Annotated in this window: 16 protein-coding genes; 9 read left to right on the top strand and 7 right to left on the bottom strand. The window is 61.9% G+C overall.

The features are described from left to right. Nucleotides 1-12: 12 nt before the first annotated feature. The gene (hisF, locus tag AC6R19_RS15810) at nt 13-774 is read left to right on the top strand and encodes an imidazole glycerol phosphate synthase subunit HisF (protein ID WP_500580806.1); all 762 of its coding nucleotides are present in this window, start codon (nt 13-15) and stop codon (nt 772-774) included. Nucleotides 775-837: 63 nt separating this feature from the next. Here the strand turns inward: hisF and AC6R19_RS15805 are convergent, their stop codons facing one another. From AC6R19_RS15805 to gpmI, 4 genes are all read right to left on the bottom strand, one after another. Beyond that, nucleotides 838-1,098 carry a DUF6316 family protein gene (locus tag AC6R19_RS15805; protein WP_500580805.1) on the bottom strand — a complete coding sequence of 87 codons (261 nt, stop codon included), beginning with the start codon at nt 1,096-1,098 and terminating at the stop codon, nt 838-840. Between the two features lie 118 nt (nt 1,099-1,216). Beyond that, complete coding sequence (locus tag AC6R19_RS15800) at nt 1,217-2,563, bottom strand: S41 family peptidase (protein WP_500580804.1); 1,347 nt, start codon at nt 2,561-2,563, stop codon at nt 1,217-1,219. Between the two features lie 217 nt (nt 2,564-2,780). Further along, nucleotides 2,781-3,941, bottom strand: coding sequence for a murein hydrolase activator EnvC family protein (locus AC6R19_RS15795; protein ID WP_500580803.1), 1,161 nt, complete (start codon nt 3,939-3,941; stop codon nt 2,781-2,783). A 119-nt stretch (nt 3,942-4,060) separates the two neighbouring features. Beyond that, entirely contained in the window at nt 4,061-5,614 is a 1,554-nt protein-coding gene (gene gpmI, locus AC6R19_RS15790; RefSeq protein WP_500580802.1) for a 2,3-bisphosphoglycerate-independent phosphoglycerate mutase, read from the bottom strand. 217 nt (nt 5,615-5,831) lie between these two features. Here gpmI and AC6R19_RS15785 point away from each other — a divergent pair, with 217 nt between their 5' ends. From AC6R19_RS15785 to smrA, 7 genes are all read left to right on the top strand, one after another. Beyond that, on the top strand, nt 5,832-6,242 hold the full coding sequence (locus AC6R19_RS15785) for a rhodanese-like domain-containing protein (protein WP_500580801.1): 411 nt from the start codon (nt 5,832-5,834) through the stop codon (nt 6,240-6,242). Nucleotides 6,243-6,279: 37 nt separating this feature from the next. Further along, entirely contained in the window at nt 6,280-6,534 is a 255-nt protein-coding gene (gene grxC / locus AC6R19_RS15780; RefSeq protein ID WP_500580800.1) for a glutaredoxin 3, read from the top strand. 142 nt (nt 6,535-6,676) lie between these two features. Beyond that, a complete protein-coding gene (gene secB, locus AC6R19_RS15775) occupies nt 6,677-7,177 on the top strand; it encodes a protein-export chaperone SecB (protein WP_500580799.1) in 501 nt (166 codons plus the stop codon). Nucleotides 7,178-7,403: 226 nt separating this feature from the next. Next, complete coding sequence (locus AC6R19_RS15770) at nt 7,404-7,751, top strand: GFA family protein (protein ID WP_500580798.1); 348 nt, start codon at nt 7,404-7,406, stop codon at nt 7,749-7,751. After that, on the top strand, nt 7,752-8,192 hold the full coding sequence (locus AC6R19_RS15765) for an acyl-CoA thioesterase (RefSeq protein WP_500580797.1): 441 nt from the start codon (nt 7,752-7,754) through the stop codon (nt 8,190-8,192). 71 nt (nt 8,193-8,263) lie between these two features. Next, nucleotides 8,264-9,127: an SDR family oxidoreductase gene (locus AC6R19_RS15760; protein WP_500580796.1), complete on the top strand. Its 864-nt coding sequence runs from the start codon at nt 8,264-8,266 to the stop codon at nt 9,125-9,127. Nucleotides 9,128-9,158: 31 nt separating this feature from the next. Further along, nucleotides 9,159-9,746: a DNA endonuclease SmrA gene (gene smrA / locus AC6R19_RS15755; RefSeq protein ID WP_500580795.1), complete on the top strand. Its 588-nt coding sequence runs from the start codon at nt 9,159-9,161 to the stop codon at nt 9,744-9,746. 303 nt (nt 9,747-10,049) lie between these two features. Here the strand turns inward: smrA and AC6R19_RS15750 are convergent, their stop codons facing one another. Beyond that, nucleotides 10,050-10,538, bottom strand: a complete 489-nt coding sequence (locus tag AC6R19_RS15750; protein ID WP_500580794.1) for an META domain-containing protein — start codon at nt 10,536-10,538, stop codon at nt 10,050-10,052. Nucleotides 10,539-10,602: 64 nt separating this feature from the next. Then, nucleotides 10,603-11,076, bottom strand: coding sequence for an META domain-containing protein (locus tag AC6R19_RS15745; RefSeq protein WP_500580793.1), 474 nt, complete (start codon nt 11,074-11,076; stop codon nt 10,603-10,605). A 189-nt stretch (nt 11,077-11,265) separates the two neighbouring features. Between AC6R19_RS15745 and pyk the strand changes: the two genes are divergently transcribed. Beyond that, nucleotides 11,266-12,702 (top strand): pyruvate kinase, encoded by a 1,437-nt coding sequence (pyk, locus tag AC6R19_RS15740; protein WP_500580792.1) that lies wholly within the window; start codon nt 11,266-11,268, stop codon nt 12,700-12,702. A 442-nt stretch (nt 12,703-13,144) separates the two neighbouring features. Here the strand turns inward: pyk and AC6R19_RS15735 are convergent, their stop codons facing one another. After that, on the bottom strand, nt 13,145-15,163 hold the full coding sequence (locus tag AC6R19_RS15735) for a hypothetical protein (RefSeq protein WP_500580791.1): 2,019 nt from the start codon (nt 15,161-15,163) through the stop codon (nt 13,145-13,147). Nucleotides 15,164-15,490: the final 327 nt, after the last annotated feature.

Here is a 15,490-nt window from a genome sequence, read left to right as displayed (position 1 = left end):
AGGGACGAGAAGATGGGACTGGCCAAGAGAATCATCCCCTGCCTGGACGTCGACGCCGGCCGCGTGGTCAAGGGAGTCAATTTCGTCGATATCCGCGATGCCGGCGACCCGGTGGAGATCGCGCGCCGCTACAACGAAGCCGGCGCGGACGAGATCACCTTCCTGGATATCACCGCCACCCATGAGGAGCGCGACACCACCCTGCACACGGTGGAGAAGATGGCCTCCCAGGTGTTTATTCCGTTGACCGTCGGCGGCGGCGTGCGCACATTGCAGGATATCCGCAACCTGCTGAACGCCGGTGCAGACAAGACCGCGATCAATTCCGCCGCGGTCAAGAATCCCGAATTCGTGCGCGAGGCCGCCGAGCGCTTCGGCAGCCAGTGCATCGTCGTCGCCATTGATGCAAAGCAGGTGGCTGACAACAGCTGGGAAATCTTCACCCACGGCGGCCGCAAGCCCACCGGCATAGACGCGGTCGAGTGGGCGAAAAAGATGGCCGACCTGGGCGCCGGCGAGATACTGTTGACCAGCATGGATCGCGACGGCACCAAGAACGGCTTCGACCTGGCCCTGACCCGCGCGGTATCCGACGCGGTGCCGGTGCCGGTGATCGCCTCCGGCGGCGTGGGCAACCTGCAGCACCTGGTGGACGGCGTATTGCAGGGCGGTGCCGATGCGGTGTTGGCGGCGAGTATTTTCCACTTCGGCGAATATACGATTGCCGAGGCCAAGGCCTATATGCAGGAAGCCGGAATAGAGATGCGGTTGTAGGGTGCGCCGTACGCACCGCGCGCGTCATTGGTGCGCACGGCACACCTACGGATGTCTACTGGTTCAGATCTTGTGGTTTCTGCGCCAGTGTTTGGCGCGCTGGCTGCCGAACGGATGGATCACCGCGCCCTTCTGCTTGCCGTAGGTGACTTTCGGTGGGTAAAAGTAAAAGCGAACTGCGCGCTCGGCCTCTTCGCGGCAGGGGTAGGGCCCGAAGCAGGCACCGCCGCGCACCTGGAAGTACCAATCGTCTCCGAGTTTGTAGAAGCGGTCGGAGCGCAGGGGGATGGGGTCTTCCTTTTCGCCGGCGCGATACTGCTGCATAACTACCTTCCAAAACCGTGCACGGGCATAACTCGCGCGGCCTGGTTTTCGGGCGAACACGGGGTTCGCCGCTACTTCCTTGTGGGCGAAGATTCGCCCCTACATTTTGTTGTAGGACTCAGTTGGCGCGGGCGACGCGCTCGCGCAATCCCCTGTCCCTCTGGGCGTAGAGATTCAGTCCCTTGAGCACATTGAGTGCCTCGAAAATCTGGTTGTCGCGGTCGAGCCAGTCGTCGCGGCCCTCCTTTTCCCGCTTGCGGTCGGCAGCGTTGCGCTCCTCGCCGCCGTTGCCATTGCCCAGATGACCGGCCAGGTCCGCCTCGGTGGTGCGCGCTCCCTCCAGACGGGTGATCTTGACCCGCTCGACCACGATATCCGGTGTGATGCCCTGGGCCTGGATGGAGCGGCCATTCGGCGTATAGTAGAGCGCGGTGGTCAGCTTGATCGCGCGCTCGTTGTTGATCGGGATCACCGTCTGTACCGAGCCCTTGCCGAAGCTGTCGGTCCCCATCACCACGGCGCGGCGGTGATCCTGCAGGGCGCCGGCAACGATTTCCGCGGCGGAGGCGGAACCGTCGTTGATCAATACCACCAGCGGTGCGCCCTCGGTCAGGTCACCGGGTTCGGCGGAGTAGCTGAGGTTGGCGGATTCGGTGCGACCCTCGGTGTAGACCACCAGGCCCTCTTCGAGGAAGGCGTCGGCCACTTCCACCGATGACTGCAGCACGCCGCCCGGATTGTTGCGCAGGTCGACGATCAGGCCCTTCAGTTTCCCTTTCTTCTGCAGCTTGCGGATCTCCCGCGCCACATCAGTGCCGGTATCCAGCTGGAACTGGCTGATGCGCAGGTAGCCGTAGCCATCGTCGAGCATCCTGCTGCGCACGCTGCGCACCCGCACTGTGTCGCGTTTCAGGGTCACGTCGAAGGGTTCCTTGTAGCCCTTCCGCGCTATGGTCAGGGTGACGCTGCTGCCTTTGGGGCCGCGCATACGCTCCACCGCCTCGTCCAGGCTGACGCCCTTCATGGATTTGCCCGACAGGCGCAGGATGACATCGCCCGCCTTCAGGCCGGCGCGGGCAGCCGGGGTGTCGTCCATGGGCGTGACTACGGTGATGTGATCATTCTCGATGCCCACCTCTATGCCAAGGCCGGCAAATTCGCCGGTAGTGTTGGCCTGCAGGTCGTCGAAGGATTCCCGATCCAGGTAGGAGGAGTGCGGGTCCAGTCCCTGCAGCATGCCCTTGATGGCGTATTCCAGCAGGGTGCTGTCGTCCACCTCCTCGATATAGCCCTGGCGAATCTGCTCGAACACCTTGGCGAAGCTGCGCAGGTCTTCCAGCGGCAGGCGAGTGGCTGTTTCGATGGCCGGGGCGTCGGTGGAATCGCCTTCGCTGAGGCCCATCAGGGGCAGGGCGGTGAGGGCTGCCGCGCCGATAAAGGTGGTCAGCGCTTTGGGGGTGAACATATCGATGAAACCTCTGCCTTATTTCTACGCTTCTTTGCGAAAGTGTAGACCCGGGGGGGGGCAGGGTTTTCAAGTTGGCGGCTGTATCCACCGAGCCGTGTGCGCTGGTCGGTGGCCGGTGGCGGGTAGAATTCCGGTGGTGGGGCCTTCGCGTCGACGTCCGGGTTTTACCACCTCCCCTGCTAAGGGCGAACACAAGGTTCGTCCCACAGAATAATCAGGAGCGGCACCACACTGTGGGGTCTTGCGGCTTGCCGCGGTGGCGTATCTCGAAGTAGACGCCGCTGTGGGCCAGGCCGCCGCTGTTGCCGACCCGGGCGATGGTATCGCCGCGCTCGACCCACTCGCCGAGGCTGCGGGTCAGGGACTGGTTGTGGGCGTAGAGGCTCATATAGCCGTCGCCGTGATCCAGGATCATCAGCATGCCCTGCCCGCGCAGGTAGTCGGAGAAGACCACGCGGCCGCGGTGTATCGCGCGCACCGGTTCGCCCTCGTCGGCGCGGATGGTGATGCCGGTCCAGGTGATGCCGTTGGCGCGGCGCTGGCCGTAGGCATTGGCGCGGCGGCCCTTCGCCGGCCACTGCATGCGCCCGCGCTGCCTGGCGAAGGGCTGCTGGTCCTGGGGGCTCACCAGGGACGCTATGGCGCGGCCCACTTCGTCCACCAGTGTCTGCAGGCGGGATCTGTCGCCCTTCAGCTGTTGCAGTTCACCGCTCTTGTCCGCCAGGCGCGCGGCCAGCTTGTCCAGGGTGGACTGGCGCGAGCGCTGCGCGCCGACAAGTTGTTGTTCCCTGTCCTGCAGTTGGCGGCGCTCTGCATCCAATGTGTCGCGTTCGCGCTGGATACCGGCGCTGACGGTCTGCAGGGAGTCGAGGGTGGCGAGGTAGTCGTCGATGACGCGGCTGCGTTCACGGAGGAAGTATTGGTGGTAGCGGAGTTGGCGGGCGATGTGCTGTGGGTCTTGCTGGTTCAGGAGCAGTTTGACCTGCTCCTGTCTGCCGAGTCGGTATGCGGCGGCGACTTCCTGCTCGACCCGCCGCTGCATACTTCGCCGCGACTCCTCCAACTGCTGCTGTTCCTTTTTCAGTTCCCGCAGCTTCTCCCCGCGACTCTGCATATCGCGCTTGATCTTGTCGATGCGCTTGTGCAGCTCGGAGATGTCCTTCTCGTTCTTCTCCAGGTCCTTGAGCAGCTGGTCGCGCTCGCCGCGGACCTGGTTGAGTTCTTCCTGCAGCGCCTCGATGCGCTGCTTGATCTCCGCGAGGCGCGCCTGCTGCTCCTCGTCCGTCTGCGCCAGCGCTGACGGGACCAACAGCATGAGTAGGATGGGCAAAACGAGCGTAGCGAGTGTGCCCATCAGGCCGTGCTTGATGGACACAAGCCCGCCATGGATGGCGGGATGCCGCCCAGCGGAATGCCGCCCAGCGGAATTACAGAAAACGCATGGAGCAGTCTTCTGCCTGCGCTTTGCCCATCCTACGTTTATTGCAAACTTCTTCATCGTTGCTCGAATTGCACCAGGCTTTGGCCAGTCATTTCCGCCGGTTGCGGCAGGTCCATCAAAGCTAGCATGGTCGGCGCCACGTCCGCCAGGCTGCCGCCGTCGCGCAGGCTCAATTTGCGCTCACCGACATAGACGAAGGGCACCGGCAGGGTGGAGTGCTGAGTGCTGACCTGGCCGGAGTTGGCGTCAAACATCTCTTCCACATTGCCGTGGTCGGCGGTGATCAGCACCTCGCCGCCGGCGGCCAGGGTCGCCCTGGTGACGCGGTCGATGCACTTGTCCAGGGCCTCCACCGCCGCAACCGCGGCCTCGAAGACGCCGGTGTGGCCGACCATATCGCCGTTGGCGTAGTTGCAGATGATGGCGTCGTAGTCGCCGCTCTCGATGGCCGCCACCAGCTTGTCGGTCACCTCCGGCGCGCTCATCTCCGGCTGCAGGTCGTAGGTGGCCACGTTGGGCGACTTGATCAATTCGCGGGTCTCGCCCTCGTAGGGTTCCTCGCGGCCGCCGCTGAAGAAGAAGGTCACATGGGCGTACTTCTCGGTCTCGGCAATGCGCAGCTGGGTCTTGCCCCGGGCCGCCAGGTATTCGCCGAAGGAGTTCACCAGCTTTTCCGGCGGGAAGGCGCAGCTGGCCTCGATATCCGCGGCGTACTCGGTGGTCATCACGAAGTCCGCCAGCTTGGGCTCGGCGGCGCGCTCGAAACCGTCGAAATCGGCTTCGGTGAAGGCGCGGGTCAGTTGGCGGGCGCGGTCCGGGCGGAAGTTCATATAGATCAGGGCGTCGCCGTCCTTTACTGGCGCTGCCTCGCCGATCAGGGTCGGTGCCACGAATTCGTCGTTCTCGCCGCGCTCGTAGGCGGCGGCCAGGCCGGCGGGGGCATCGTCGGCTTCGTACTCCGCTTTGCCCTGGGTCAACAGGTCGTAGACGGACTGGGTGCGATCCCAGCGCTGGTCGCGGTCCATGGCGAAGTAGCGCCCGGCCAGGCTGGCAATGCGCGCATTGCCAAGGGAGTCGCACACCTGCATCAGGCGCGCCAGGGAGGGCTCGGCGCTGCGCGGTGGGGTGTCGCGGCCGTCGAGGAAGGCGTGTACATAGATGGCCCTGGCACCGCGCTGGGCCGCCAGGGTCACCATCGCGACTATATGGTCCTCGTGGCTGTGCACACCGCCTTCGGACAGCAGCCCCATGATATGCACGGCGCCGTCGTTGGCGACGGCCTTGTCCACCGCGGCGGTGTAGGCCGGGTTGCGGAAGAAGTCTCCATCCTCTATCGCCTTGTTGATGCGGGTGAAGTTCTGGTAGACCACCCGGCCGGCGCCCAGGGTCATATGCCCCACTTCCGAGTTGCCCATCTGGCCCTCGGGCAGGCCCACTGCCATGCCGGAGGTCTGGATCAAGGTCTTGGGGCGCTCGCTCCAGAGTTGGTCCCACACCGGCGATTTGGCCGCGTGGATGGCGTTGTGCTCGGGATTGTCGCTGTGGCCGAAGCCGTCCAGGATCAGCAGGACCAGGGGACGTTTGTGCGGGGATTGGTCAGCGGCCATGGCGAAAGTGTTCCTCTGCCGGTGGTTTGAAACGGGGACGCGGATTTTAACCTGTTTGCGCACCCTTTAACCACGTCCACCGGGGCGGATAGGCGGACCCGCTGCGCCCTGCTTTTAAAAGACTTGGTTAAGATTTCGCCACAATCGTGTATACTCCCGCCGCATTGGGCGCCGCCAGGGCGCCGGTCACAACAACAAACACGGATTTGGGGGCGGAGTGGACTTTTTCGTCTTTATGAGCGAACAGTGGCTGCTGGTCAGCCTGCTGGTGGTATTGCTTTACGCGTTCGCGCTGAGCGAGCGTTACAAGGCCGGCACCCCGGCCTCGGTGCACGAGGTGACGCGGCTGATCAACAGCGAGGGCGCGCGGGTCCTGGATGTGCGCGACCGCAGCGACTTCAGCGCCGGCCATATCGTCGACGCGGTGCACATCCCCCACGGCGAGGTGGCGGAGCGTATCGCCGAGCTGTCCCCGTTCAAGGACAAGCCGCTGATCGTGGCGGACAAGCTGGGCCAGCACGCCGGTGCCGTGGGCCGGCTGCTGAAACAGCAGGGCTTCCAGGTGCGGCGCCTGCAGGGCGGCATGAGCGAGTGGGCCAACCAGAACCTGCCGCTGGTCAAGGGCTAGTCTGAAGTAACAAGGCCGAGGTTAGCGGCACCCGTTTATGCAAGAAGTTGTTATCTACACCACCCGTTTCTGCCCCTACTGCGTGACCGCCAAGCGGCTTCTGGACAGCAAGGGCGTAAAGTACCGCGAGATCCCAGTGGACAGCGATCCGCGGCTGCGCGCCGAGATGGCCGAAAAGGCCGGTCGCCGCACCGTGCCGCAGATCTGGATCGGCGATTACCACGTGGGCGGCTGCGACGAGCTGATGGCGCTGTCGCGCAGCGGCCAGCTGGACAAGCTTTTAAATGCCTGATTCAGGCCCCGGAAAGAATTGGGCGGTAAATTTGTTTTCCCGGCCTTGAAACGGTATTCGAAGGCCCCATTTGAAAGGCTTATACAGGGAGTCTTTCTCACGGAAGGCAGAAACAAACCACTTATAAAGAACAGGCAGTAACATGGCTGAAGAACAGAACGGCGCAGCGGCAAACGCAGAGGCCCCGCAAGTACAATTCGCGATGCAGCGCATCTACCTGAAAGACCTCTCCTTCGAAACCCCGATGGGCGCCGAGGTCTTCAAGAAGCAGTGGAAGCCCCAGGTCAACCAGGAGTTGAACACCCAGACCGCCAAGATCGACGAAGATCTGTACGAAGTGGCGCTGACCCTGACCATCACCGTGAAGCTGGAAGAAGAGACCGCTTTCCTGGTGGAGGTGAAGCAGGCCGGCCTCTTCGCCATCAAGGGCCTGGAAGGCCAGCAGCTGGCCCAGGCACTGAACACTGCCTGCCCGCAGATCCTCTTTCCCTACGCCCGCGAAGTGGTGGACAACGTGGTGACCAAGGGCTCCTTCCCGGCCCTGATGCTGCCGCCGATCAACTTCGACGCCCTCTTCGCCGCGGCCCTGGCCCAGGCGCAGAAGCAGGCGGAAGGCGCCAAGGAAGAGCAGGCCGAAGCCTGATCGACCCGAGCGAATCGCGAGAAAGGGCCCCAATCGGGGCCTTTTCGCGTTTTGGTGCTTCAGTTTCAGTTTGGAGGGTGGCGGCCCTCGGCAGCAGGGCCTTCGCATCGGCCGTCGAGTATTCTCCCGAGTCCCGTAGGATGCACCGCGCGCACCAGGCCCCAAGCTTGTCCCTTCCTATCAGATCGCATAGGCTCGAGCCACACCCACAAACAGGAGAACCACCGTGAACTACCAGGGAAGCTGCCACTGCGGCCGTATCGCATTTGAAGTGGAAGGACAGATCGATGAAGTGATGGAGTGCAACTGCTCCCACTGCAGCAAGAAGGGCTTCCTGCTCTGGTTCAGTCCCCGCGACCAGGTCAAGCTCAAGTCAGCGGAAACAGACATGGCCACCTACACCTTCAACAAACACCAGATCAAACACCAGTTCTGCCCCAGCTGCGGCTGCCAGCCCTTCGGTTTCGGGCAGATGCCGGACGGCTCCCCCATCGCCGCGATCAATGTGCGCTGCCTGGAGGGCGTGGAGCCGGCGGAGTTGACGATCAAGCAGGTAGACGGGCGCAGTTTCTGAATGGATTGGGATTTACCGCGGCCCTTCGTCTGGAGGGTCACCGTGCAGGCCGAGCATGTGGACGGCCTGCACCACGCCAACAACGCCGAGTATGTGCGCTGGTGCGAGCGCGCCGGCTGGGCCCACAGCGTGGAACTGGGGCTGGATGTCACCAATTACCAGGGTCTCGACCGCGGTATGGCCATTCGTCACGCCGAGTACGACTATATACTGGCGGCCAGGGAGGGCGACGAGCTGCTGTTCGGTACCTGGCTGACCAGGGTGGACGGTCGCCTGAACATGACCCGCCGCTTCCAGGTGTTCCGCGCCTCAGACGAGGCGCTGGTACTGCGCGCCCAGTGGCAGATGGTGTGTATCGAACTGTCCAGCGGCAGGCCCAGGCGCATGCCCCAGGTGTTCAAGGACATCTACACCCCCGCAGTGGTGGCCGACGACCTTTAAGTTGGGGTGAGTTCCGCGAACCCCAACATTCCCCGGCTCGGCGGCGAGACCCGGCGTAAAGGAGAACTTCCGTGACTGAAGAAATCATCACCCTGACCAAAAATACCGGCGCCCTCCAGGGCAGGACGATTGTCATCACCGGTGCCAGCCGAGGCATAGGCCGCGCCATAGCGCTCAAGTGCGCCGCCGACGGGGCCAATATCGTCATCGCCGCCAAGTCCGCCGAGCCGCACCCGAAGCTGCCCGGCACCATCTATTCGGTGGCGGAGGAAGTGGAGGCCGCCGGCGGCAAGGCACTACCGCTGCAGGTGGACGTGCGCGAGGAGAAGCTGGTCGCAGAGGCGATGGCGCAGGCCGCGGAGAAATTCGGCGGTATCGACGCGGTGGTGAACAACGCCGGCGCCATCAACCTGACCAACGTCGAGTCCACCCCGCCCAAGCGCTACGACCTGATGCAGAGCATCAACAGCCGCGCCGTCTACCTGACCGCGCACCTGGCGATGCCCTACCTCAAGCAGTCGGGCAACGGCCATATACTCAGCCTGTCGCCGCCGATCAACCTGCAGCCGAAATGGCTCGGGCCTTTCGCCCCCTACGCGCTGTCGAAGTTCGGCATGACCATCCTCAGCATGGGCCTGGCGGAGGAGCTGCGCGAGGCGGGTGTCAGTGTCACCACCCTGTGGCCGCGCACCCTGGTGGCCACCGCGGCGATAGAGTTCGCGGTGGGCAACCGCGAGATGTTCGAACAGAGCCGCAAGCCGGCGGTGATGGCCGATGCCGCCTACGAAATCCTGGTGACGGAAAACAATGTGCTCAGCGGCCGCCAGCTGATCGACGAGGAACTACTGGGCGAGCGCGGCGTCAGTGACTTTACCGACTACGCCCACAACCCCGCCAAGGCCGACCAGCTGGCGGTGGACCTGTTTTTGGATTAATCGCCGCGGAGAGGCAGAGAGGTATTAGCCCGTGAACGACAGCGATCTTTTTCAGGATGCCCTGGGCCAGCTCGGCGATGTAAAGCCCCTGGTGCAGGAACGCCGTGTGGCGTTGAAAAAAGACCGCCAGGATGCGGGCCTGAACCAGCGCGCGCGCCGCGAGGCCGCGGTGCAGGAGACTGCCAGGGAACTGAATCCCCTGTCCGGGGAATTCGTCGAGCCGGTGGACCCCTGGGATCTGCTGGAGTTCAAGCGCGACGGCGTGCAGAACGGCGTCTACCGCAACCTGCGCCTGGGCAAATACCCGGTGGACGCGCGCCTGGACCTGCACCGCCACACGGTGGAGATGGCGCGCCGCGCGGTGCTGGAATTTGTGCGTGACTGCGTGGAGGCGGACGTGCGCTGTGCCCTGATCACCCACGGCAAGGGAGAGGGGCGCAAGCAGCCGGCGCTGTTGAAGAGCTGCGTCAACAGCTGGCTGCCGCAGCTACATGAGGTGCTGGCCTTCCACAGTGCGCAGAAACAGCACGGCGGCCTGGGCGCCACCTATGTACTGCTGCGCAAGAGCGAGCGCAAGCGGCAGGAGAATCTGGAGCAGCACCAACGCCGCAACCGATAGTGGGCGGCCACATTATCCAGTGGGATCAGCAGAAATCAAGTTGAGGCCTGTGGGTCGGAAACAGGCCGATATTCCTGTGTCCCTGTAATCTGTTTGTCACGATTGACAGTTAGGATGCAATCACAACGACATGCTTGTCCGCCTCGTTAGGGTTCGAGCGGTAAATCCGAGGCGTCGTTGATCTTCTCTCATCTATCCGCTTTGCGGATTTTTACCCTTCTTGATTGTTAATGCTCGGCGGCCAATTGGCCGCCATTTTTCATTGGTCTTAAGGAAATTTTTAAGTGCCGGGCTTGGCAGCGCTCAGCGGACTCCGTTTTCCGCCCGTTTGAACTCCAGCCGGGTTGTATCGCCCTGCAGTATCAGCGAATTACCCTCGATGGTGAGGCTGTCGGTCTTCGGCAGTGCCTTGAGGTAGTCCCTCTCCAGGTCGCTGCTGTCGCGGACATCGCCCATACGCGAGACAGCCGGTACCTGCGGCCAGGCGACTTGCCCACTGTCGGAGAGAGCGAAGCGCCCGAGGTAGGGATTGCTGCCGGTGCTGCCGCGCACATAGCCGAGTTTGTCGCAGGTGAAATAGGGGCGGTCGCGCCAGAGTTTTTTCCACAGCAGGCCCGAGCGGTGTTCGCGCCCGTCCACCGACAGGCTCTCCAGCAGCCACTGGTGCTCGCAGACCGAAGGTTGCTCCGCGCTCTCCGCCAGTCCCGATTCGCTCAGTTGGCCACAACCCGGCAGGGCCAGCAGCAGTGAGAGCGGGAAGAGTGACAGAAATACCTTTTGGCGTCGCAGCATTGAGTGGATCTCGTTATTTTTGTGACATTTAACACCAAAACCGTCGCGCAGTCTGCGGCCCGGTTCATGGCTTGACCTTGACATATTCAATATAGATATCGCCCGACGGATCGCGCAGTATCAGGCGGTCGCCGCCGGCTTTGGTGAAGGCCTGGCGGGTGCCGGCCAGCGCGCGCAGGTAGCTGTTTTCCTGCTGCACCAGGTGCTCGGGACCGGCCATCTTGGTGGAGGCGAAGCTGGAGGTGTCCCACAGCATTTGCCCGTTGTCGGTGACCTGCAGGGCGCCGCGGTAAGTGTTGATACCGCTCCTGCCCATCACATTGCCATCGAAGTTGCACAGGAAGGTGAAGCGGTCGGTCTCCTCGATGGGGATGGCCCCGCCGTTGATCCTGAGCCGCATCAGCTGCCATTTGTGGCCGCAGACGGTGTTCTGGCTGCCGGCCGACTGGACCACCCGTGCCTCCTCCGTGCCGATACCGAGGCAGCCGCCTATCACCAGCGCCACGCCCAGCAGCCACAATTGTACGAACTTGCTCATCGGTGCGTCGCTCCCTGCCTCTTCCCGGCGTGTCGGGTTGCAAAAAAACGCTAGAAAAAGCTTAGTTGCTGTGCCCTGGCGGGAGAGGAATCGGGCGACAAGCTATGCTTGAACCTATATTGAAGCTTGAGTTGAAATACGGCCGCCGCCAACTCCCATCCGGCGGCTTCCGCAGGGATGCTTTCCGAGATGCTCAGACGCACCAAGATCGTCGCCACCCTGGGCCCCGCCACCGACAAGGCCGATATCCTCGAGAAGCTGATCGCCGCCGGCGTCGACATGGTGCGCCTCAATTTCTCCCACGGTATTGCCGACGACCACCGCCGCCGCGCCGAGCGGGTGCGCGCGGAGGCCGAGCGCCAGGGGCGGCATGTGGCAGTGCTCGGGGACCTGCAGGGGCCCAAGATTCGCGTGGGCAGATTCAGCGAGGGACGCGTGCGCCTGGAAAAGGATGCCGGCTTCGCCCTGGACCCGGACTGGCCCGAGGGTGGCGGCAATGTGCAGGGGGTATCGGTGGACTATGCAGAGCTGGCGGAGGACTGTTCCCGCGGCGACATCCTACTGCTGGACGACGGCCGCCTGCGCCTGCAGGTGAAGAAAGTCGACGGCCGAGCCGTACACACCCGCGTGCAGGTGGGCGGCTGGCTGTCCAACAACAAGGGCATCAACAAGCTCGGCGGCGGGCTGACCGCCCCGGCGCTGACCCAGAAGGACCGCAGGGACATCAAGGTGGCTGCCGAGCTGGAATTGGACTATCTGGCGGTGTCCTTCCCCCGCGACGCCGCCGATGTCGACAAGGCGCGCCAATTGCTGCGCGCCGCCGGCGGCAACGCCCATATCGTCGCCAAGATTGAGCGCGCCGAGGCGGTTGCAGACGAGGCGCACCTGGACGAACTGATCCTGGCCAGCGACGCCATCATGGTGGCTCGCGGCGACCTGGCGGTGGAGATTGGCGATGCGCAGCTGATGGGGGTGCAGAAACACCTGATCCGCCGCGCGCGTCACCTGAGCCGGGTCGCCATCACTGCCACCCAGATGATGGAGTCGATGATATCCAGTCCCGTCCCCACCCGCGCCGAGGTGTGCGACGTGGCCAACGCGGTGCTGGACGGCACGGACGCGGTGATGCTGTCCGCAGAAACCGCCGCCGGCGACTACCCGGTGGAGACTGTCGAGCATATGGCGGAGGTGATCGTCGGCGCCGAGAAGCACCGCGCCAGGCGCCGTCCGCCCAGGATAATGCAGGAAAACTACCCCGCCGGCGACGCCTGCATCGCCATGGCTGCCATGACCATCGCCAACCACTGCCGCGATATAAAAGCCATCATCTGCCAGACCGAAACCGGCAACACCGCGCTGTTGATGTCGCGGGTGCGCTCGGACATCCCCATTTTTGCCTTCTGCCGACACCGCAGTAGCTGCAATCGTGTGGCCCTCTACCGCGGCGTCGACCCGGTACTGATGGACGTGGAGGGCCTGGACGGACCCTCCCGCGACAGCAAGGCGATAGACCACCTGAAGAAACGCAGGCTGTTAAAGGCTGGCGACTTCGTGCTGGTCTCCCGCGGTTACCACCAGGATATCGGTGGCAGTACAGACACGCTGCGGATCGTGTGCGTGGAGTGAACCGACTCCTTTAGGGGCGAACCTTGTGTTCGCCCGCGCCGCGGCCGGCACTGCACTAGGAGGCCCGCACGCAACGCACCAGAACCTTGGTCTCCAGCTCCTGTTCGACACAGTGGAATTTCTGACCGTTCAGGGTCAGTGCTTTGGGAGCTCCCTCGGGCGCGGTTGTGGCACAACCGGCAACTCCTGTCGCCAAGGCCGCAGCTAGCAGAATACGACAAAATTTCTGCACTGCAGGTACCTCATGACTTGTGAGAAACGGCGCGAATTGGCACCGCGTTCTGTTTCAGCCTAGAGGAAGCAGCTGTCAGAGTGAGGTATTTGCCGCCAATTTGTGTGAAGTGGCGACAACGGCCCTAAAGGGCACTGCAGGTAGAGAGGGGTTCATCGGGAAGAGCCAAGAAAGGCCCGCTGCGCGGGCCTTTCCTGTCAGGTTGCGATGTCAGGGCAGTAAATCGAGCGGGATTTCCACCGGGCGCGTATTTGTCTTGTACTGGGAACGGTTATCGATGGCGCCGAAATCAAAGATGTGTCCGGAGACAGAGGGATCGGGCAGAAACTCTCTCCACGGGTCATAGAAGAACCGGTGGTAGTGGTGCAGCCAGTACCCATCGTTGCTATCTATCTGGTGCAGGTTCCATTCGCGTTCGTGATAAAGCACGCATTCGTCGTCGTCTGCCGGATCCCAGCTGGCCGGTGTACAGAAGTCACTGCCGGAGTGATAGCGACGTATCAGCATATTGCCTTCGCCATTGATCTGCCAAAGGCCCGGCATAACGGAGTACTCGCTGTCTTCCAGGGTACCGTTTTCATCGAAGTCATAGGTTGAAACCGTCAGTGCCGTGCCATCATCGTTTACTTCAAACCAAAAATGACTGAGAGGCTCGAAGAAGGAAAATGGGAAACGATAAATCCCGGGGGCGGACAGGGCAGTCCAGGCGGGCTCCTCCTTGAGCAGTAGATAGCCGCTCCGGGTAAAGGTGCCCGCGCTCTGGGTTGTTCTCAGGTTGACACTGGCAATTTTCTGGTTTTCGGAAAGAAAGACCAGGTTTGAGCTATCGCCATTGGCATAGGTAATCTGCAGGCTGCCGTCGGCGGCAATCACCCAGTTCGCACTCTCCTCGGAGGTGATCAGTGTCCCATCGCCATCGTAGGACTCAACAGTGACTGAGGCTGTGCCTCCCTGATCAGGATTGCCGGAGAAAGAGATCTTTGAGGCCGATACATCCAGGGAGGCATCGGTGCCGTCTACGGGGTTACTGACCTCCCCTTGGGTGATGGGTCTGGATACGCTGTAGTCCACGCCCAACTGCAGAATGTCAGCGGCACCGACCCTGTTCTCAGACTTAAGTGCCGTGCCGGTTGTCAGCGAAGCGACGGGCGATGTGTCCGGGTACTCGCCATCCGGATAATGAGTGTAACTTTCGATATCGAGTAGCAAGAGATCGCTCAGCTCACCGCGGAAAAGCCAGCTGAGCTTTAGGATGCGGGTAATTGTTTGCTCGTGAACCTGCTTGCCTAGATCGTAATCCCAAGAGTATCCGTCACTGGATACCAGTTCCAGCCCATCGAAACTTACGTCGCTCTCTCCCAGCGTCCAGTTAAAGATGCTCTCATCAAGTCTGGCGCTCATGATGCCGTCGCCTTCGGGGTTCAGCACCAGGCGGCTACCGTTGAAACTGCCTGTGAAACTGGTTTCAGGAGAGGTGAAATAATAGGTATCTGCCACCAGATCTGGGCTTTCTGGGGCTTGCAACACTAAGTTAGAGTTGTTGGCAATCGATGCTTGCGTGCTGTCCCACAGGTCCTGATTGACCAATCTAACCTTCACTCCATGGGATGCGGAGATTTCCAGGTCACTGGCAAAGGCGTAGGTATCTGCGGACCTTGAAGGCAAGCTCAGGTTGGAATCATCCGGATATTCCAGCGCGAGTGCTATGGACGTAGCTATGGAAAATACGACCTCGGAATCAATCAGTTTCGCGGCAGATTCCAATGCTGCCTGATCGGAAATATCACCGCCGTTTGCACTCTTCAATTGCGCTGAGACTGCCGTGGATATTGCGGAAAGATTGACAGCGAAATTTTCATCCATGGTAAGGGTATCATCGGAACCCGCAGTCGCATCCAGTACGCCGGCTTCACCCAGCACGGAAACAAAATGCAACTGACCGTTGCTCGAAGACTTGGCACTGGCTTTGACCATTGCTCCCGCCAGGGTTTCTTCCACGCTCAGTTCCAGCGAATATGCGCCGCTGCTATCTGCAGTGGTGTTAAAACGCTCACTCCCAACGGTGATTTCGATGTCCGCTGCTCCCCCCTCAACGACCATTCCCTGAATGGTGAGATTGAGTCTGGTTTCTGGTGCCGGACCGTCGTTGTCATCCGAGCCCCCACCGCCACCACAGGCGACGATAGTCGTACATATCCCCAATATGGCTGCCCTGCCGAGATTACCCATAAGCTCCTCTAAATGCTTTTCGTTATGAAGTTATGTTCCGTTACAGAAGAGAGCAGATGATATTTGCGTCCCACATTTATTGCCAGCACTTAACGCGATTATCGCTGCGAGCGACCGATAGAACGATGAACAACTTACAAGAATCTGAACAAAATTCATCCTTTCTCTGCCAGCCGCGAACGAACCTCAGCTGCTTGCCATATCCTATGACCTTCCAGTCATACCCGCCTGTTATTCAAATTTTTTGAGGTAGAAACATAAAAAAGCCGCCGTTGATAAACGGCGGCAAGTCGTAGCTCACTGAGCCGAGGGCGAGGAGCGCCCCGT

Source organism: Microbulbifer sp. SE14 (genome assembly GCF_059834885.1).
This window is presented reverse-complemented; position numbering and strand designations above follow the sequence as displayed.

Coding starts and splice junctions, on each gene's coding strand:
- hisF (WP_500580806.1), top strand. CDS start 13: ATGGGACTGGCCAAGAGAATCATCCCCTGCCTGGACGTCGACGCCGGC.
- AC6R19_RS15805 (WP_500580805.1), bottom strand. CDS start 1,098: ATGCAGCAGTATCGCGCCGGCGAAAAGGAAGACCCCATCCCCCTGCGC.
- AC6R19_RS15800 (WP_500580804.1), bottom strand. CDS start 2,563: ATGTTCACCCCCAAAGCGCTGACCACCTTTATCGGCGCGGCAGCCCTC.
- gpmI (WP_500580802.1), bottom strand. CDS start 5,614: ATGGCCGCTGACCAATCCCCGCACAAACGTCCCCTGGTCCTGCTGATC.
- grxC (WP_500580800.1), top strand. CDS start 6,280: ATGCAAGAAGTTGTTATCTACACCACCCGTTTCTGCCCCTACTGCGTG.
- secB (WP_500580799.1), top strand. CDS start 6,677: ATGGCTGAAGAACAGAACGGCGCAGCGGCAAACGCAGAGGCCCCGCAA.
- AC6R19_RS15765 (WP_500580797.1), top strand. CDS start 7,752: ATGGATTGGGATTTACCGCGGCCCTTCGTCTGGAGGGTCACCGTGCAG.
- AC6R19_RS15750 (WP_500580794.1), bottom strand. CDS start 10,538: ATGCTGCGACGCCAAAAGGTATTTCTGTCACTCTTCCCGCTCTCACTG.
- AC6R19_RS15745 (WP_500580793.1), bottom strand. CDS start 11,076: ATGAGCAAGTTCGTACAATTGTGGCTGCTGGGCGTGGCGCTGGTGATA.
- pyk (WP_500580792.1), top strand. CDS start 11,266: ATGCTCAGACGCACCAAGATCGTCGCCACCCTGGGCCCCGCCACCGAC.
- AC6R19_RS15735 (WP_500580791.1), bottom strand. CDS start 15,163: ATGGGTAATCTCGGCAGGGCAGCCATATTGGGGATATGTACGACTATC.